Source organism: Algibacter mikhailovii (assembly GCF_014651495.1).
GTDB lineage: Bacteria > Bacteroidota > Bacteroidia > Flavobacteriales > Flavobacteriaceae > Algibacter_E > Algibacter_E mikhailovii.
The window spans coordinates 133,177-152,265 of record NZ_BMWZ01000005.1 but is presented as its reverse complement, the minus strand read 5'-3'; the positions used below and the strand labels follow the sequence as shown (position 1 = coordinate 152,265).

At 33.3% G+C, this 19,089-nt stretch carries 16 protein-coding genes; 5 read left to right on the top strand and 11 right to left on the bottom strand.

The annotated features are described in order from the left end of the window. Positions 1 to 85 precede the first annotated feature (85 nt). From rimK to IE051_RS11725, 3 genes are read left to right on the top strand one after another with little or no spacing between them, the layout of a single operon-like run. Positions 86 to 967 (top strand): 30S ribosomal protein S6--L-glutamate ligase, encoded by an 882-nt coding sequence (gene rimK, locus IE051_RS11735; protein WP_189360990.1) that lies wholly within the window; start codon positions 86 to 88, stop codon positions 965 to 967. Beyond that, positions 960 to 1,934 carry a succinylglutamate desuccinylase/aspartoacylase family protein gene (locus IE051_RS11730; RefSeq protein WP_189360989.1) on the top strand — a complete coding sequence of 325 codons (975 nt, stop codon included), beginning with the start codon at positions 960 to 962 and terminating at the stop codon, positions 1,932 to 1,934. The genes rimK and IE051_RS11730 overlap by 8 nt, the downstream gene beginning before the upstream one ends. Before the next feature lies 1 nt (position 1,935). After that, entirely contained in the window at positions 1,936 to 2,499 is a 564-nt protein-coding gene (locus IE051_RS11725; RefSeq protein ID WP_189360988.1) for a 5-formyltetrahydrofolate cyclo-ligase, read from the top strand. On the opposite strand, the gene IE051_RS11720 is transcribed toward IE051_RS11725, so the two are convergent. From IE051_RS11720 to panC, 11 genes are all read right to left on the bottom strand, one after another. Then, positions 2,496 to 4,379 (bottom strand): hypothetical protein, encoded by a 1,884-nt coding sequence (locus IE051_RS11720; protein WP_189360987.1) that lies wholly within the window; start codon positions 4,377 to 4,379, stop codon positions 2,496 to 2,498. The two genes, IE051_RS11725 and IE051_RS11720, sit on opposite strands and share 4 nt — an antisense overlap. Before the next feature lie 85 nt (positions 4,380 to 4,464). Next, positions 4,465 to 5,091, bottom strand: coding sequence for a lipoprotein signal peptidase (locus tag IE051_RS11715; protein WP_189360986.1), 627 nt, complete (start codon positions 5,089 to 5,091; stop codon positions 4,465 to 4,467). Positions 5,092 to 5,192: 101 nt separating this feature from the next. Beyond that, positions 5,193 to 5,567, bottom strand: coding sequence for a TraR/DksA family transcriptional regulator (locus tag IE051_RS11710; protein ID WP_189360985.1), 375 nt, complete (start codon positions 5,565 to 5,567; stop codon positions 5,193 to 5,195). A gap of 4 nt (positions 5,568 to 5,571) precedes the next feature. Then, positions 5,572 to 8,976, bottom strand: coding sequence for an isoleucine--tRNA ligase (gene ileS / locus IE051_RS11705; RefSeq protein ID WP_189360984.1), 3,405 nt, complete (start codon positions 8,974 to 8,976; stop codon positions 5,572 to 5,574). Between the two features lie 177 nt (positions 8,977 to 9,153). Beyond that, complete coding sequence (radA, locus tag IE051_RS11700; RefSeq protein ID WP_189360983.1) at positions 9,154 to 10,512, bottom strand: DNA repair protein RadA; 1,359 nt, start codon at positions 10,510 to 10,512, stop codon at positions 9,154 to 9,156. 3 nt (positions 10,513 to 10,515) lie between these two features. Continuing rightward, entirely contained in the window at positions 10,516 to 11,667 is a 1,152-nt protein-coding gene (locus IE051_RS11695; protein WP_189360982.1) for an alpha/beta hydrolase, read from the bottom strand. Positions 11,668 to 11,910: 243 nt separating this feature from the next. Further along, positions 11,911 to 12,732 (bottom strand): alpha/beta hydrolase, encoded by an 822-nt coding sequence (locus IE051_RS11690; RefSeq protein WP_189360981.1) that lies wholly within the window; start codon positions 12,730 to 12,732, stop codon positions 11,911 to 11,913. Between the two features lie 79 nt (positions 12,733 to 12,811). After that, positions 12,812 to 13,963 carry an alpha/beta hydrolase gene (locus IE051_RS11685; protein ID WP_189360980.1) on the bottom strand — a complete coding sequence of 384 codons (1,152 nt, stop codon included), beginning with the start codon at positions 13,961 to 13,963 and terminating at the stop codon, positions 12,812 to 12,814. Positions 13,964 to 14,023: 60 nt separating this feature from the next. Continuing rightward, positions 14,024 to 14,989: a lysylphosphatidylglycerol synthase transmembrane domain-containing protein gene (locus tag IE051_RS11680; RefSeq protein WP_189360979.1), complete on the bottom strand. Its 966-nt coding sequence runs from the start codon at positions 14,987 to 14,989 to the stop codon at positions 14,024 to 14,026. A 4-nt stretch (positions 14,990 to 14,993) separates the two neighbouring features. Next, on the bottom strand, positions 14,994 to 15,344 hold the full coding sequence (gene panD, locus IE051_RS11675) for an aspartate 1-decarboxylase (RefSeq protein ID WP_189360978.1): 351 nt from the start codon (positions 15,342 to 15,344) through the stop codon (positions 14,994 to 14,996). Positions 15,345 to 15,357: 13 nt separating this feature from the next. Beyond that, positions 15,358 to 16,209: a pantoate--beta-alanine ligase gene (gene panC, locus IE051_RS11670; RefSeq protein WP_189360977.1), complete on the bottom strand. Its 852-nt coding sequence runs from the start codon at positions 16,207 to 16,209 to the stop codon at positions 15,358 to 15,360. 198 nt (positions 16,210 to 16,407) lie between these two features. On the opposite strand from panC, the gene IE051_RS11665 reads away from it, so the two are divergent. Next, positions 16,408 to 17,217, top strand: coding sequence for a glycogen/starch synthase (locus IE051_RS11665; RefSeq protein ID WP_189360976.1), 810 nt, complete (start codon positions 16,408 to 16,410; stop codon positions 17,215 to 17,217). A gap of 24 nt (positions 17,218 to 17,241) precedes the next feature. Continuing rightward, positions 17,242 to 18,933, top strand: a complete 1,692-nt coding sequence (gene bamH / locus IE051_RS11660; RefSeq protein WP_189360975.1) for a BamH family beta-barrel-assembly machinery protein — start codon at positions 17,242 to 17,244, stop codon at positions 18,931 to 18,933. The last annotated feature ends 156 nt before the right edge of the window (positions 18,934 to 19,089 follow it).

The following is a 19,089-nucleotide window of genomic DNA, read 5'->3' as shown; positions in this document are numbered from 1 at the left end:
CATTTCATATTACAAATAATTAAAGTATTTAAAAAAACTTTAAATCACCTTAAGTACGTCAACTTTTGTAACTTTAAGTACTTTTATGAATATTGTCATTCTATCCAGAAACCCGCAGCTATATACTACGGATCGCCTTGTTGAAGAAGGTGAAAAAAGAGGCCACAAAATTGAGGTCATAGACCCATTACAATGCGACATTATTATTGAAAAAGAAAAACCTACTATTTACTATAAAGATCGTTATTTAGATTATGTTGACGCCATTATCCCAAGGATAGGTGCTTCTGTAACCTTTTTTGGTTGTTCTGTGGTTAGGCAATTTGAAATGATGGGTGTTTTTACTATTGTAACCTCCGATGCCATACAACGTTCAAGAGATAAATTAAGAAGTTTACAGCGACTAAGCAAGGCAGGCATTGGCATGCCAAAAACAGTATTCACTAACTATTCTAGAGATGTTGTAGAGGTGATTGAACATGTTGGAGGAACACCTGTAATAATTAAGTTATTGGAAGGTACTCAAGGTCTAGGGGTCGTTTTGGCTGAAACTAAAAATGCAGCAGAATCAGTCCTTGAAGCATTTAATGGGCTACAAGCTCGCGTTATTGTTCAAGAATTCATTAAAGAAGCAGGTGGAGCAGATTTAAGAGCATTAGTTGTTGACGGCCAGGTTGTTGGCGCCATGAAGCGTCAAGGCAAAGCTGGCGAATTTCGCTCTAATTTACATCGTGGAGGGTCAGCAACTATCATCAAGCTAAACCATGACGAATTAAAATTGGCTATGAATGCATCAAAAGTATTAAACTTACCTGTTTGTGGTGTTGATATGTTGCAGTCTTCAAGAGGTCCTTTATTACTAGAGGTTAATTCTACACCTGGACTTGAAGGAATTGAAACTGCAACAGGAAGAAATATAGCTAAAGCCATTATTAGATTTATAGAACAAAACGTCAAAAATGTCTAACACTAAAATAGATATATTACATATTCTAGGAGAAGAAGTTCTCCCTGGCGAAAGTAAAGAGGTAAACTTTGATGTGGCTAACCTGCACACCTCAACGCCCGTAAATGTTCCAGTTATCATTGAACGTTCAAACAAATCTGGTCCCATAGTTTTATTTACGGCTGGGATTCATGGAGATGAAGTAAATGGTGTTGAAATTGTAAGACAGCTTATAGCCAAAGGCATTAACAAACCGAAAATTGGCACTATTATATGTATGCCTGTTATTAATGTTTTTGGATTTATAAACCTAAAACGAGAATTTCCTGACGGCAGAGATTTAAACCGAGTTTTTCCTGGAAATTCTAATGGCTCGTTAGCAGGTAGGGTAGCTCACAAACTTACGCATGAAATCATACCGCATGCAGATTTAATCATTGATTTTCATACTGGTGGCTCTGGTCGGTTTAACGCACCACAACTGCGCTATTCAAAAGGTAATACCAAATTAAATGACCTAGCTAAAGTATTTGGAGCGCCATTTGTATTATATTCAAAAAACGTATCAAAATCCTTCAGAACCACTTGTTTTAAACTAAACAAACCTTTACTGCTTTTTGAAGGTGGAAAATCTTTTCATATTGATGATATAGTTACAAACTCTGGAGTTAACGGATCAAAACGGATATTAAAACATTTAGGCATGTTAAATACAGGTTTTAAATCTAGTAAACCAAAAAATGATTGCGTATTTATAACTGAAAGCAAATGGATACGTGCCAAGTATTCTGGAATGTTTAAAGCGGTTGTTCCTTGTGGCACTCATGTTGAAAAAGAAGATATTTTAGGACACATTATGGACCCTTATGGCAAATTCAACTATTTTGTTCGTGCTAGAAACTCAGGTTTTGTTATCAATGTTAATGAATCACCAATAGTGTATCAAGGTGATGCTTTATTTCATATTTCGTTAGAATTAAAAAAATAAAATGACTAAAAGAGAATTACGTAAAACCTACAAGGCAAAACGAAAAGCATTATCGGAAAATGACATTGAAAATTTAAGTTTGGCCATTTCCAACCAACTTTTAAAACTGCCTATATGGACCTATTCCTTTTATCATATCTTTTTAGCTATTGTAGAATTAAAGGAAGTTAATACAGACTTTATTCTAAATATTTTGGCAGGTAAAGACAAAAATATTCTCATTTCTAAAAGTGATTTCGCGTCAGGAGACATGACGCATTTCTTACTTACGGATAACATGTCTTTTAAGAAAAACAGTTATAACATCCCAGAGCCAGTTGACGGTATTGAAATCTCAACTGATAAAATTGATGTAATTTTTATACCACTTTTAGCATTTGACAAAAAAGGTAATCGTATTGGCTATGGCAAAGGTTTTTATGACCGCTTTTTAGCAAACTGCAAACCTAATACCCTTAAAATTGGATTGTCTTTTTTTGAAGCTGAAAATGAAATTATAGACGTTTTTGAACACGATATTAAACTGGATTATTGCGTCACACCAAAACAGATCTTTCAATTTTAATTATTACAATTTTCACAATAGGTCTTTCTTAAAAACTGATTTTCCAACAACTGAAAGGTGACTCCTCCTGAATCGACGGAGTTAAACAATTTACAAAAGCGAGCTTTATTCATATTAATGGCATTTAGCATTATTGTTCTATATCCTTTATCTTCGATTAATTTTTCATCTATTAAAGACAAGTTCAAATAATAAAATAATAAATCCTCATCAATATCAATTGTTCTAGCTTTCCCGTCTAGCAAATCTACAGCCATTGTTGGGTTACCGTATTTATTCAAATATTGAGCTAAATTCAAATAATCATTATTTGATAGTTTGAATTTTTTGTAATTACTATTAACGAAAGCTACTGAATTATCTTTACTAGCGAAATCCCCTTCACCGGAAAACAATTCCGATAGAATTATATGTGAATTAACAAGCATTCGCGAAATTTCGGTCTGAGCCACACCGTACTTTTCTAAAGAAAATATTTGCGTATTTAAGTCTTCTCTATTTATATTTAATGCATTCCAATGCCATAACTTCAACTTAAGTGTTGATAAGTTATACTTAATTGCTGCATTATTTGGAGCTAATTTTTCAAGTTCCTTAAGTTCTGTATACACAATCAAGGCATATGTGAAATCTGTCATAAACTTAAAAGCCTCATTTTTATTTAATATATCAATAAACGCTTGCTCCTTAGGAATGGACATTTTATTTAAAAGTTTTAATTCTTCCGGCTTCCCTTTTAGTCTTTCAAATATGGAATTTTGAACATCCTTTGCTTCTTCAATATTCTTTTTTTTAATTAGAGTATTAAACTTCGTAATCAAATCGTCTGAGGAAAAGCTTTTGTATTTATCTTTCCTTACTAACTCCAACTCTACAACAGCTTTTCTGTGGTTTTTAAGAATAGGCTCCATTTGCTTTGAAACAGATCCTGCTATTTTATCTCTTACCTCATTTTTTGTTAATGGTTTTAAATACTCATATTTTGTCCCTTCTATATCATTAAAGAACTCAACCCAATTTTCAGAAGACGTCACATAAGTTTCAATAGTTGGATTTTGAAATGACTGCAAAGCTTGTACAATACTATTTGCACGTTGCTCTTGCAAGACCATATTCCTCTTGACAATTCCTTCAATCGAAGCATACGCTTTTATGTTTATAGTTTTGATATTGAAATCGGTTAACTTTAAGGAATCGTAAATTGGTTTTATATCCGTCTTTGAAAATGTGGTTTGATTTTTATTAAATGGAATAATAAATTTAAGCGACTTATTTTTTACCAAAAAAGATTGATCATCAGATGATTTTATTTGTTTAGGTGTAAAAGTTAATTCATCCAAATACATTCCCATATCAAGTAAATCCCAATCATACGATTTTAGGTCATAAATTATATAATATCTACATAAATTCCTGTTACTTAAAAATAAAATATTAAACTCTAAATCTTCATTTAACAACTCTTTCGGGATTTTTCCAAGTTCAACTTGATAATTAGTTTCACCTTTTAATTCCAAATTTTTCTTTAACAACTTAGAATAAATTGGCTTAAGTAATGTACCGCGAATTTCATTTACTGGCAATGAATTTTTTAAGCAACTATATTTATTTTTTGGTACTATATCAACCGCCAAACCATCACCTGAATTTTCAAATAACCGATTAAACCAATTAATGTCATTAACTTGAAAGTAAACAATATCACCCTTTCTAGTTATAGAGAATTCAACATCCTCGGGTTTTTGATTAAATATTTCAAAACAGGTTCGACACTTTTCATTTTCACCTTTTTTTGGAAAAACAATATCATAAGTATTTTGAGAGAAAGTAAGCTTAAGAGACAATAAGCAAACAATTAAGATTACGTGTTTACCTTTCATTTATTGAGGGAATTAAATATAATAGCATAAGATAAATATAAAAAATAAACTTATGTGTAAATACTTACTTTAAATCTGTCTTGATTTATATTGGCTTCTTAGAAAACGCCTGCTTATTAAATACAATCAACATAATAAACCCCGTGCTTATTGCCATGTCAGCAATATTAAATACAGGTTCAAAGAAGTTAAAACGTTTACCACCGTAAAATGGGAACCATTCTGGCAAGTCAATCTCCACAAGAGGAAAATATAGCATATCAACTACACGACCGTGTAGCAGCGAATCATAACCACCAACTTCTGGCATAAAAGAGGCTACTTGCCCCATACTATCTCCAAACAGAACACCATAAAATACTGAATCAATAATATTCCCTAGAGCCCCTGAAAATATTAAGGCAATAGCTAATATCAGAATACTTGAACTTTTCTTTTTAGTGGCGTCATACAACCAATAACCGATACCAAAAATAGCGATGACACGAAAAACGGTTAATATTGTTTTAGCCGACCTATCTGAAATAAAAGAAGTAAAATCACTAATTTTTGTTCCCCAAGCCATACCATCATTTTCTATGAAATAGATTTTAAACCAACTAAACACATCAACACTTTCATGCAGTGCAAAATGCGTTTTAATATATATTTTACTTATTTGATCGATAAGCAAAACTAGAATAATAAGGAGTATTGACTTTTTTAGAGACATGTTTTACAAAGTATATTCTCACCTAAGCGAGAACGAAAAATGCATTTAAACAAAAAACGTCTCATAGAATGAGACGTTTAATTACATCATTTATTATAAGGTTATTGCATGTTTTTAGCTTCAATACTTAACGTAGCATGAGGCACAAGCTCTAATCTTTTTTTGTTGATTAGTTTCCCAGTAACACGGCAAATACCGTATGTTTTATTTTCAATTCTAATAAGCGCATTCTTCAAATCTCGAATAAATTTTTCTTGACGAATCGCCAATTGAGAATTTGATTCTTTACTCATCACAGCACTGCCTTCATCAAAGGCTTTAAACGTAGGTGATGTATCTTCTGTACCATTATTATGGTCATTCATATATGCACTTTTAATAAGCTCTAAATCATGCTGAGCTTTCTCTATTTTATCTGAAATCAGTTTTTTAAATTCAGCTAAATCTGCATCCGAATATCTTACGCTATCTGTCATTGTATTAATGTTTTTGTATAAATAATTTGGTATTTACATCATCAAAAGCAATTTCAATACCATTTTCTAAGTTATCTATTATTTCAAGTCCGTTAGTTAAAGTTTCCGATTTAATATAAGTCATATTAGCTTCTACAGCATTTACAACTTGTTCATCTTTTTGAAGCAAAACATCAATTCTATCTGTAACTTCAAAACCTGAATCTTTGCGCAAGTTTTGAATACGATTTATCAATTCTCTTGCAATACCTTCACTTCGCAATTCCGGCGAAATAGTCACATCTAAAGCTACTGTTAAAGCCCCTTCATTTGCAACCAACCAACCTTCAATATCCTGCGATGTTATTTCTACATCTCCAAGTTCTAAAGTAATATTTTTTCCGTTTACTTCAATGCCTAAAATACCATTTTGTTCTATTTTTTTAATATCATCAGCAGTAAAGTTATTAACTACCTGTGCTATGGATTTCATGTCTTTTCCAAAACGAGGACCGAGCACTTTAAAATTTGGTTTTATTTGTTTCACCAAAATATCTGAAGCATCTTCTAAAACCTCAATCTCTTTAACATTAACCTCTGATTTTATAAGTCCTGCAACGGCTAATATCTCATTTTTTTGAGATTCATTATTCACCGGTATCATGATTTTATGCAGCGGTTGTCTTACTTTAATTTTTTCTTTTGCTCGTAATGAAAGCACTAAAGATGATATAATTTGAGCACTTTCCATTTTACGTTCTAATGACTTATCAACATAAGCTTCATCAAAAACAGGAAAGTCGGCTAAATGAACACTATCAAAAGTTTCCTTTTTGGTTGCCGCATTTAAATCTAAATACAACCTATCCATAAAAAATGGAGCAATAGGTGCACTTAATTTTGCAATAGTGACCATACAGGTATAAAGGGTTTGATAGGCCGATATTTTATCTTGCTGATAATCACCCTTCCAAAAACGCCTTCTACTTAATCTTACAAACCAGTTACTCACATAATCCTGTGTGAAATCTGAAATCGCCCGCGCTGCTTTAGTTGGTTCATAATCTGCATAATACGCATCTACCTTTTGGATTAAGGTATGCAGTTCGGATAAAATCCATCGATCTATTTCTGGTCTTTCATTTAAAGAAATGTCAGCTTCGCTATAATTGAATTTATCTAAATTCGCATATAATTGAAAAAAGGAATAGGTATTATAAAGCGTTCCGAAAAACTTTCGCTTTACCTCCTCAATACCCTCTAAATCGAACTTTAAATTATCCCAAGGGTTGGCATTTGAAATCATATACCAGCGTGTAGCATCAGCCCCATAATTCCCTAATGTTTCAAAAGGATCAACAGCATTACCTAGACGCTTAGACATTTTTTGTCCGTTTTTATCTAACACCAAGCCATTAGAAACCACATTTTTATAGGCCACAGAATCAAAAACCATAGTTCCAATAGCATGCAAGGTATAAAACCATCCACGTGTTTGATCGACACCTTCCGCAATAAAATCGGCTGGAAATGTTGTTCCTTTATCAATTAAATCTTGATTTTCAAAAGGATAATGCCATTGCGCATAAGGCATGGACCCCGAGTCAAACCAAACATCAATTAAATCACTTTCACGAAACATCTTCTGACCCGTTGGCGACACTAATACAATAGCATCAACAATATTTTTATGTAGATCTATTTTAGCATAGTTCTCCTCAGAATGGTTTCCAACTTCAAAATCTGCAAAAATATCCGCTGCTAAAACACCCGCTGAAACCGCTTTGGCCATCTCTACTTTTAATTCTTCAACAGATCCAATACACAGTTCTTCTTTACCATCTTCAGTTCTCCAAATTGGCAATGGGATACCCCAGTAGCGCGATCTGGATAAATTCCAATCATTAGCATTTGCCAACCAGTTACCAAAACGTCCTTCACCAGTACTTTTTGGCTTCCAATTAATAGCATTATTAAGTTCATGCATTCTATCCTTTACATCAGTCACTTTCACAAACCAAGAATCTAATGGATAGTATAAAATTGGTTTATCTGTACGCCAACAATTTGGATAGCTGTGCTTGTACTTCTCAACCTTAAAGGCCTTATTTTCTTCTTTTAATTTTATGGCTAATTCAACATCAACAGAACGTTCAGGCGCTTCTCCATCATTATAATACTCATTCTTAACATACTTACCGGCAAACTCCTGCATTTCTGGTCTGAATTTACCTTGCAAGTCGACTAAGGGCACTAAATTATCACTATCATCCTTGACTAACAATGGCGGCACCTCTGGTACTGCTTGTTTTGCCACTAAAGCATCATCTGCTCCAAAAGTAGGTGCTGTATGCACAATACCAGTACCATCTTCAGTAGTAACAAAATCTCCAGAAATAACTCTAAAAGCATCTTGTGGATTATCATTAGGCAATGCATATGGCAACAATTGCTCATATTGAATACCTACCAAATCTTTACCAACAAACTCCTTTATGATAAAAAACGGTATTTTTTTATCACCTGCCTTAAAAGTTGATAATTCCGATTGGGCTTCAACCTGCTTAAATTTCCCTGAAAATTGGTAGCTCACTAATTTCTTAGCTAGAACTACTTTTATTGGCTCAAAGGTATACTGATTATAAGTTTCTACTAATACATAATCTATCTTAGGCCCTACAGTCAAAGCCGTATTACTTGGCAAGGTCCAAGGTGTTGTTGTCCATGCTACAAAATGCACATCACCTTCATTTTGTAAAAAAGTGGGTAATGTATTGGCTATCGCTTTAAATTGAGCCACAACTGTAGTATCTGTAACATCTTGATACGTTCCAGGTTGATTCAATTCATGGGAGCTTAAACCCGTTCCTGCTTTTGGCGAATATGGCTGAATAGTATAACCTTTATATAGCAATGACTTGTTATATATCTGCTTTAACAACCACCAAACAGATTCCATATATTTAGGTTCATAGGTAATGTATGGATCATCCATATCCACCCAATAACCCATTTTTTCAGTGAGGTCATTCCAAACATCTGTGTAGCGCATCACCGCTTTTCTACATGCAGCATTGTAATCTTCAACAGAAATAGTTTTACCAATATCTTCTTTTGTTATACCGAGTTCTTTTTCAACACCTAATTCAATAGGTAAACCATGTGTATCCCAACCTGCTTTGCGCTTCACTTGGTAGCCTTTCATGGTTTTATAACGCGGAAAAATATCTTTAATAGCACGTGCTAAAACATGGTGTACTCCCGGAAGTCCATTTGCAGAAGGAGGTCCTTCATAAAACACATATGGTGTTGCTCCTTCTCTGGTAGATACACTTTTCTCAAAAATGTTATTTTCTTGCCAATATTGTAGTATCTCATTAGCTACATTTGGCAAGTCAAGTCCTTTATATTCAGGAAATTTAGCGCTCATTTACTATTGATTCTTATAAGTTCGCGAATTTAAGGAATTTTAGGAAAAAAAGAAGTCGTATTGTCAATAAAATAGTTTGCTCATACTCAGCACAAAAAGCTTTGAATTACCAAACTTCCTAATAAAGCATTAAAGCTATACAAAGGTATAATTAGATTTTTACGGCTATGCGTATTGTTAGACAATCAAATCTACCAAATCTTCAATTTTAGAAATCAATTGAACTTTAATAGCTGTATTTTTTAGTGAAATTTTGTTGTATTTAGAAACAAAGATAGTATCAAAACCTAATTTTTCGGCTTCTAAAATACGCTGCTCTACACGCTGCACGGGACGAATTTCACCTGAAAGCCCCACCTCTGCCGCAAAACAGAAATCCTTTTGCAGCGGAACATCTTCATTTGAGGACAATATAGCAGCTACAACCGCTAAATCTATAGCTGGATCATCTACAGTAATTCCGCCTGTAATATTTAAAAAAACATCTTTGGCTCCCAAACGGAATCCCGCTCGTTTTTCTAATACTGCCAATAACATATTTAAACGCTTAGCATTAAAGCCAGTTGCACTACGCTGAGGCGTGCCATAAACAGCCGTACTTACCAAAGCTTGCACTTCTATCATAAGTGGACGCATACCCTCCAGGGTAGCAGCAATAGCATTCCCCGATAATTCTTCATCCTTTTTTGAAACAAGAATTTCTGAAGGATTAGTAACTTCGCGTAATCCAGAACCTTGCATTTCATAAATTCCAAGCTCATTGGTAGAGCCAAATCGATTTTTATGAGCTCTCAAAATTCTGAAAACGTGATTTCTATCCCCCTCAAATTGCAACACGGTATCTACCATATGTTCCAAAATCTTAGGGCCGGCTATATTACCATCTTTAGTAATATGGCCAATTAATAAAACGGGCGTTGCCGTTTCTTTAGCAAATTTAATCAGCTCTGTGGTACATTCCTTAATTTGAGAAATACTACCAGAAGACGATTCAATATAATCACTATGTAAGGTTTGGATTGAATCAATTATTACTATATCCGGTTCTAGAACCTCAATTTGCTTAAATATATTTTGGGTTTTTGTTTCGGTTAGTATATAACAATTACTAGAATTTGGATTGACTCTTTCAGCCCGCATCTTAATTTGTTTCGGACTTTCTTCACCAGAAACATAAATCGTTTTATATGGTAGTTTAAGAGAAATCTGCAATAACAAGGTACTCTTTCCAATACCTGGTTCACCTCCTAAAAGCGTTAATGAACCCGGCACAATACCCCCGCCTAATACGCGATTGAGCTCGCCGTCAAACGTATCCAACCTTGGCTCCTTAGCAGTATCAATCTCATTGATTTTTAATGGAACGGAAACCGTTTTAGATTTTGTGTTCGGTGATTTCCAATCACTTTTTTCTGGCTTTTGAACCAGCTCTTCAACAATGGTGTTCCATTCTTTACAGGCATTACACTGCCCTTGCCATTTGGCATATTGGGTGCCACAGTTCTGGCAAAAAAATGCTGTTTTAACTTTTGCCATTAGTTAATATCCAAAATCCTCTTTTATTAACGCCGCTCTATCCTGCATGTCATCAACAGTAACCCCAGCTATTTCATCTAAACTATATGCCGCCTGATATGTTTTCATAGCGCGCTTAGGTTCTCCGGTCTCTTCATAAAACCTAGCCATATAAAACTCTCCCAATAAGGTGTCTGGATAATCCTTTCTTGCCATCTTACTAAGTTCCTCATAATACTCATAGGTTTCATTTTTTTCTATAGCAGATGAAATGGCTCTATAATCATTAATTCGTATTTTTTTGCTTATTCCGAACACATCTTCAATGTTTTGATATTTTTCTTGAAGATACAAAACTGGGGAAATTTCTAATTCTAAAATAATTTCTTTGTACTCTTTTTTTGAAATAGGCTCATAAACTTTAAACATTTTCTCTAATGCATTAGGTATCGCATGGGTAGGCACTGCATAATGAGAGGGCCCCTCAAAAGCATCAAACCTATAGTCTAGATTTGGGTTTTCAATAGCCACAATATCCTTATTTAAAACTTGCGACATTTTTTTTATCGAACCACTATCATTATTAGTATTTGCTAAATAATAAAATATTTTCGACTTTAATACTTCTAATGTACTAGGCAGAAAATCAATCATATTTGGAGCCAATTCTGGACTAATGGCAATATAGCTTTGAAATAACGGCTTTGGTTTTAATAGATAATAATTTATGAAATTTGCTGTCTCGCCATGACCTACAATAACTCTAAATTTATTTGCTCGATATTTATTCTCGATATATGGAACCAATTCCAGACCTATAAATTCAAAAAAATCAGCACCCGTATCAATGGGTAATGAATTTTGTTCAGAATACACAGAATCATCATAACGGCTATTCAACTGACTTACCCCAACAACTATAGCCTCTGGCATATCATCCCAATAAGAATAATACTTCACGTTTCCTGCAACAGTGTCAAACATATAGTCACCGTCTAAAACAATAAATAACGGATATGTTTTATCTATATTATTCTCATAATCCTCTGGTAACTGAATTTTAATTTCGCGTTTTTCCTCAAGTTTTGATGATTGAATAGTCTCAAATTTCACCTGAGAAAATACGCCCATTGGCATAAAAAAAAGTAGTAATAAGTAGATTGGAATATATTTCATTTTTAGCTGATTTGAAGTTTTACTTAAACAAGACAAAAGGGATGATGACACTAAAAAAAGACTGAAAATATAATATGGTATGGTTATAAAAATTGTTTGAAACCTTCAGTTTGATTTTTTTCCAGAATTAGATCTTTAAACATCATTTTAAATGTCCTTTTTATATTTGTGCTTCCCAGAAAAACAATTCTACGATAATAAACATACTATGCGTTCATGGGACTTAATAGGCGCGGCAAAATATTAATCTAAAATATTTTCATAGCTTAATAATTTGTCATTTCTTTTACGGTCTAAACTTGGTTTATAAACGTCAAAAACTTTTTCAAAACCATGAGCCATTCCTCGCATTACCAATGTGTGATGAGGAACTTCTTTGAAATTATCGAAATAAAACTTAAAATAAGCATTATCTATATTGCTTAGCATGTTTTTTACGCTTGTTAGATTTGTAGCTATATCTTCCACGTTAGTTTTGGCTGATGTCATATAATAAATAACATCCTCATTTAACCTTTGAATTCTATCAACGATATTTTGACTCATGGCGTCATTATATTCAGGGCTTAAATTAACATAGGCTTGAAATAAAGGTTGTTCCTCGAGTAAAAATGAATTCATTAGATTGACACTCTTTTCATAACCAACAACAACCCTAAAGTTATTTGTATTATAGTTTTCATCAATATATGCCAATAATTCTTCTCTGATGAATCCATAAAATTCGGCACCAGAATCTTCAGGCAAACCGGAAACCTTATTAAATAAGTTGTCTGCGACCCTCATATCACCATGATTAATTCCAACAACTATTGAAGCTGGCATTTTTTTAAAATAGGTCTGAAAATCTGTTTGTCCAACTACTGGATTATACAAAAAGTCGCCATCCAAAACGACGATAACTGGGTGTTTGATATTACTAGCTTGATCATAAGTATCAGGTAACTTAATACTAATAGATCGTTTAGCATTCAAGATCTTTGAATCAATAGACTTGGTAATAATTTGAGCTATAGCACTTCCACAAAAACATAGGAAGAGCGTAAAGAATAGGCCTTTCTTCATAGTAGGTTTGATTAAATTTGGTGCCGAAAGATAATCAATTACAGATAAAGTGTTCAATTTTTTCGATGAAACGCATAAATTAAAAACGTTCCTCCTTTATTTCGTAGATTTTTTCAAGTAAAATATCCTTATCAATAAATTGTGACGGCATCAACAACAACCCAGACTGATACCTTTGCAATGCTTTTTTATAATTCCCTATGGCTTCATAATAAATACCGTAGTAATAGGCCCCAATCATTGAATCTGGATAGGTTTTTCGTGCTATTTTAGCCAATTCCAACAACGACTCGTTATCACCCCTCTTTTTACAGGCAGCAGCAATGGCTCTTAAATCATTTTCAATTACCACTTTTTTAAGCCCATAGTAATCCTCAATGTTATCATACTTTTGCTCTAAGTATTCAAAAGTTGAACCACCAAATGTAAGAATATCCTCTGTATAGTCTTTTTTAGTAATTGGCTTATACAATTGGAATATTTCACTCAAAGCACTTGGTATAGCCTGACCTACAATCGTGTAGTGATTTGCATCTTCAAAATCATCAAACTTATAATGCAAATTAGTATTCGATACATCCTTTAATTTACTGTCCGCCTCAAGTATAGTTGACCTAAACCCCTTTATATCAGTATCACTTGTAGCTAAATAATAAAACAACTGCTTTTCACTTTCTATATTTGACAACCTTAAACTAAGTCGGCTTGGAGTTTTCTTCGAAAATTCAGGACTTATGGCTATATAGGCATTAAACAGCGGTTCTTTTTTAAAGAGGTAAAAATTTATAAAATTAGCGGCCAAATCATGTGCAGCCACAACTTTAAAGGAAGATGTTTTATACCTAGCATCAATATAAGGCAAAAGCTCCATACTAATAAACTCAAAAAATGCAGCTCCGTCTTGAGAAGGCAAGAAGGTTTCATTGCTATATTCAAAATCAGATAGCCTTGTTTTTGCCTGACTTACACCTACAATAATACAATCAGGAATTTCACCCCAATAGGCTTGATAGTTAATATTACCAACAATAGGTTCAAAAAGATAATCTCCATCAAGGACTAGAACGATTGGGTATTTAAGATCATCTTCCGGGTTATAATTATTAGGAAGTTGAATCTTAATATTTCTTTTTTCTCCTAACTTATAAGAATCAAACGCCTCATATATAACTTGCGAAAACAAAGTATTAAAGCAGGCAAGCAGCGTTATTAATAACAATTTCAATTTCATATAAGCATTATGTATTATAATATTGGGAACGCAATTTAAACAATTACACTTAAAGTAACTTTAGGGCATATTCTTTTTATTGCGATTATAAATTGGTAAATACACCAATGAAAGCCCTCCAAATAAAATAATAAGTAATGTTTGAGAAGACCACATAATCCAACCAAAAGCGATACTCGGCTCCTCCTGAATTCCAAAAATTGAAAATGCCGCATAAATAGCTAAAGGATATGATCCTATTCCACCGTTTGTAGCAGCAATACTAAAACTTGCAGAAATAAACCCTATTAAAACAGCACCAGCTGAAATACCTTCTAAATCACTAATTGCAAAGGAGGTTACATAAAACATTAGCAAATACATACCCCAAATAAATAGCGTATGAGCAATAAATGCCCACTTCTTTTTCATTTTAAAAATACTTAACCCACCTTCAATTAAACCAACAATAAAACTTCTGATTTTTAGAGCAAATTTAGATTGACTTTTATTTATAAATTTAGAAAACAGAAAAATTAATATAAGACCTACAACTATTGCAACTAAGATCTTAGTAGTATCAAATCTTTCAATTAAAAAGCCATATATAAAATCAAATTGAAGAAATAATGTTATTCCTATAATACCAAGCATAACAATCATATCTGCTATGCGCTCGGCAACAATAGTTCCAAAACCTTTTTCAAAAGGAACGCCTTCATAATTTGTGAGAATGGAAGCACGTGCCACTTCGCCAGCTCTTGGAATGGTATAATTAATCAAATACGTTGCAAAAACAGCCATGATACTATTGCCCAGTTTTACATTATACCCCATGGGTTCCAATTGAAAACGCCAACGATATGCTCTAGATAAGTGACTTAGCAAACCCAGAAACATCCCCAACACAATCCATGTGTAATCGGCATTTTTAGCATATACTAATAACTCACTAAGAGACACTTTGGACATAGAATACCAGACCAAAAAAACTCCCAACAACAGTGGGAGTGATACTTTTAGTATGTTTTTTGTGTATTTATTCAAATGACTACTTTAATAAGTTGGTAGCTTCGTCTGGAAAAACCAATGCAGGTTTAAAAACTTTAGCTTCTTCAATGTCCATAAAAGCATAAGTAATTAAAATTAGTGTATCTCCTACTGATACTTTACGAGCTGCTGCGCCATTTAAGGTTATTTCTCCAGTATTTCGCGGCCCTGGAATACAATAGGTCTCCAAACGCTCACCATTGTCATTATTAACAATTTGAACCTTTTCACCCTGTATAATATTAGAGGCATCCATTAAGTCCTCATCAATGGTAATACTACCGATGTAATTGAGCTCAGCACCAGTGCATTTTACTCTATGAATTTTAGATTTTACTACTTGAATTTGCATGCGGCAAAGATAATTAATTTAATGCGATATTATCAATAAGTCTAATATCATCAGCATATACGGCAATAAAGGCTCTATATGCCTTGTTTTTTATTTTTCGTTTAACTGGCTTTAGGGTTTTAGTATCTGCAATTATAAAATACTCAAGTTCCAACAAAGCATGCTTTGAAAACTCCTTTTCCACCCAATCCACGATTTTATTAGCACTTTCTGTGCCAAATTTTTCTTTGGCAGCTTTTAGTGTTTTATAGATGAACGGTGCGGCCTCTTTGAATTGTGGTTTTAATCTCGTGTTTCTTGAACTCATAGCCAGTCCATTGGTCTCCCTATGAATTTCACAACCCTCAATAACAACAGGTAAATCGCTCAATTCAACCATTTTTCTAATAATAGCCAACTGCTGAAAATCTTTTTCACCAAAATAGGCCTTATCCGGCTTTATTATTTCAAAAAAGCGTTTCACAATAGTACCAACACCGTCAAAATGTCCTGCCCTAAATTTGCCTTCCATTTCAAACTCAAGACCTTCAAAATCAAATTTTTGAGACACAGTTTGCCCTTCATACATGTCATCTACAGTGGGCGCATACACTATAATAGACGCTTTATCTATAGCCTCTAATAATGCAATATCAGCACTAAGTGTTCTCGGATACTTTGTTAAATCCTCACTATTATCAAACTGCGTGGGATTCACAAAAATGCTAACAACAACCTTATCATTCTCGGTCAAAGCCTTTTTTACTAACTGTAAATGACCTTCATGCAATGCCCCCATAGTTGGAACCAATCCAACGTTTAAGTTTTCCCCTCTCAAGGAATCAAGGGCTGCTGTAATTTGTTGTTTTTCTGAGTAAACTTCCACAATTTAATATAAAATTAACGGGTGCAAACTTAAGATTTTACACGCAATTAGCATAAAATTTTGTATTTTTGCGTGTTTTTTATTTTCAATAATAGAAACCTAAACCTTTATTATTAGACTTTACAAAATTTCAATCAGTAAATTGAAACAGGTATTTTCTAATTTTAAAAGCATTTTTAAGTCAAATAAAACTAATATATGAAAGATAAGAGGATATTATACGTATCATCTGAAGTTGTGCCTTATTTACCAGAAACTGAAATTTCTTCCATGTCCTTTGAAGCACCTCGTATGGTGAATCAACAAGGGGGACAAATAAGAATCTTCATGCCTAAATACGGTAACATTAATGAGAGAAGGCATCAATTACACGAAGTCATAAGGTTGTCAGGTATTAATTTAGTTATTAACGACTTAGACATGCCTCTTATCATCAAAGTAGCTTCCATCCCTAAGGAACGTATTCAAGTTTATTTCATTGATAATGATGAATACTTTAAGAGAAAAGCAACACTAACAGATGAAGATGGCCAGTTATTCTCTGACAATGATGAACGCGCTATTTTCTTTGCAAAAGGCGTAATAGAAACTGTTAAAAAATTAAATTGGGCACCTGACATAATACACGTTCATGGTTGGTTAGCGTCATTACTACCGCTATATCTCAAAGAATTCTATAAAGATGAACCTTTATTTAATGAGAGTAAAGTGGTCACGTCAATTTACAACCAAAGTTTTGATGGGGCCTTAAATAAAGACATGGTCAATAAAGTTAAATTTGACAACATTGATGAGAACGTTATTAAATCTCTGGAAGAACCTTCTTTTAATAATTTAATGAAGGTTGCTATTGATCATTCTGACGCTCTAATTGTTGGCTCTGAAAATATTCCGGATGATTTAGAAGCTTATCTTAAATCTTCAGAAAAACCTATTTTAGAATACAAAAGTAAAGATGAATTTGGTGAAGCTTATACAACATTTTTCAATGATACCGTTTTAAGCTAAACGATTTTACGCTTTTTATTAAATATGAAAAAGACAATTAAAGCCCTAAATATATCCGTTGTTTTTATATTAATGGTTTCTACATTTATTGCCTGTGACAAAGATTTCAATGTTATTGACAGTGATGTATTAGGAAAAGAAAATTTTAATTTTGCTACTAGAGATTCCTTGTGGCCAATAACGGCTTACAACAGAAAAACAGAGGCAATTCAGGTAAATAATTTAGCATCACACTTATTAGGTATATTTAATGACCCTGCTTATGGACAGACTAAAGCTAGCATCATTACTCAAATCACCCCTAATAGTTTTGATCCAGAATTCGGCGTTAACCCCATAATTGATAGTGTTATAATTTCTATCCCATACTTTAGTACTGTAAACGGTGCAGATGACGATGGATTTCCTACGTATCGGTTGGATTCATTATATGGCGCTAACAAAGAAGACCTTACTTTAAGTCCAAAAATCAAATTAACCATTTATGAAAACGGATACTTTTTAAGGGATTTTGACCCGAATAACGAAGAGGGCATTGCTCAAAATTATTACTCAAATGCAAGTAGTTCTGTTAATACGGCTCTAAACGGAAGCACTACAATTAAGTTTGATGATCATATTGTTGGTGTAGATGCTCCAATTTTGAATATTGAGGATTTTATTCCTAGCAATGAAACTATAAAAACTACCGTTGGAACGGGTGACGATGCTGTAACAACAAGATCTGAGCCCGCTTTTAGATACCCACTCGATAATGACTTCTGGACGAAAAAAATTATTGAAAAAGAAGGAGACCCTGTATTAAGCAATGCCAATAACTTTCGAAATTACTTTAGAGGCCTTTATTTCAAAGTTGAACCTATTCAAACTGATGGCACTATGGTGCAATTTAGTTTAGACGCTGATGCCAGTATTACTATGTATTACACAAATGGGGAAGATACTGCTAGAATTAGTAACAATTACGCTTTTAATTTTACCGGTAACAAACTCAATACCTTTATCAACAATTATGATATCCCTCTAGATGATGGCGATCAAAATTTAGGTGACGCCAAGTTATACCTTAAAGGCACTGAAGGCTCTATGGCTGTAGTAGATTTATTTAATGGTTTAGTGGATTGCGATGGTGATGGCAATATAAATGACGACGCTCTCGAATGTTTTAAAAATACCTTTAGACAAATCGATGAAGATGGCGAATATATTCAAGATCCATTAACGAATAGATATCTATTAAAAAGACTTATAAACGAAGCCCATTTAATGGTTTTTGAAGATGAAGACTTACCAGATTTAGGTGACGAGAACTATCATTTTTATGACAGAATTTATGCCTACGATATAAAAAACAATGAACCAACTGTTGACTACACAATAGATCAAACGGATAATACACAGGAACCCTTTAATTCTAAAGTTATTAGTTTAGGGCAAAGAAATCCAGACAACGGCAAGTATAAAATTCGTATAACGGAACATTTAAATAATATTTTAATCAATGATTCTACCAATACCAAATTGGGCTTAGTGATTTCTACTAATGTAAATTACACCAATACGGGTAAAATACTAAATAGTACTGACGATGTCACAGAAGTCCCTTCAGCAACGGTACTCTCTCCTAGAGGCACTATTGTTTTTGGTAGTAAAGAAACGCCTAGTAAAGAAGACAAAAAATTGCAACTAAAGATATTCTTTACAGAGTCAAAATAGATTTAAAGGTTTCTGAATTAAACAATTAGGTCTTCAATTGTATTTGCCCATGGATTTCATCGTTAAAATCATAGCGTTCAAATATTAATTAGTAATAATATTTATTAATTCGACATCTTTGTCAAAATTTAAAAACCCTAATCAAAAAACAAAATT

Bases quoted from the DNA above. Each gene is read 5' to 3' on its own strand.
- rimK (WP_189360990.1), top strand. From the start codon at position 86: ATGAATATTGTCATTCTATCCAGAAACCCGCAGCTATATACTACGGAT.
- IE051_RS11730 (WP_189360989.1), top strand. From the start codon at position 960: ATGTCTAACACTAAAATAGATATATTACATATTCTAGGAGAAGAAGTT.
- IE051_RS11725 (WP_189360988.1), top strand. From the start codon at position 1,936: ATGACTAAAAGAGAATTACGTAAAACCTACAAGGCAAAACGAAAAGCA.
- IE051_RS11720 (WP_189360987.1), bottom strand. From the start codon at position 4,379: ATGAAAGGTAAACACGTAATCTTAATTGTTTGCTTATTGTCTCTTAAG.
- IE051_RS11715 (WP_189360986.1), bottom strand. From the start codon at position 5,091: ATGTCTCTAAAAAAGTCAATACTCCTTATTATTCTAGTTTTGCTTATC.
- IE051_RS11710 (WP_189360985.1), bottom strand. From the start codon at position 5,567: ATGACAGATAGCGTAAGATATTCGGATGCAGATTTAGCTGAATTTAAA.
- ileS (WP_189360984.1), bottom strand. From the start codon at position 8,976: ATGAGCGCTAAATTTCCTGAATATAAAGGACTTGACTTGCCAAATGTA.
- radA (WP_189360983.1), bottom strand. From the start codon at position 10,512: ATGGCAAAAGTTAAAACAGCATTTTTTTGCCAGAACTGTGGCACCCAA.
- IE051_RS11695 (WP_189360982.1), bottom strand. From the start codon at position 11,667: ATGAAATATATTCCAATCTACTTATTACTACTTTTTTTTATGCCAATG.
- IE051_RS11690 (WP_189360981.1), bottom strand. From the start codon at position 12,732: ATGAAGAAAGGCCTATTCTTTACGCTCTTCCTATGTTTTTGTGGAAGT.
- IE051_RS11685 (WP_189360980.1), bottom strand. From the start codon at position 13,963: ATGAAATTGAAATTGTTATTAATAACGCTGCTTGCCTGCTTTAATACT.
- panD (WP_189360978.1), bottom strand. From the start codon at position 15,344: ATGCAAATTCAAGTAGTAAAATCTAAAATTCATAGAGTAAAATGCACT.
- IE051_RS11665 (WP_189360976.1), top strand. From the start codon at position 16,408: ATGAAAGATAAGAGGATATTATACGTATCATCTGAAGTTGTGCCTTAT.
- bamH (WP_189360975.1), top strand. From the start codon at position 17,242: ATGAAAAAGACAATTAAAGCCCTAAATATATCCGTTGTTTTTATATTA.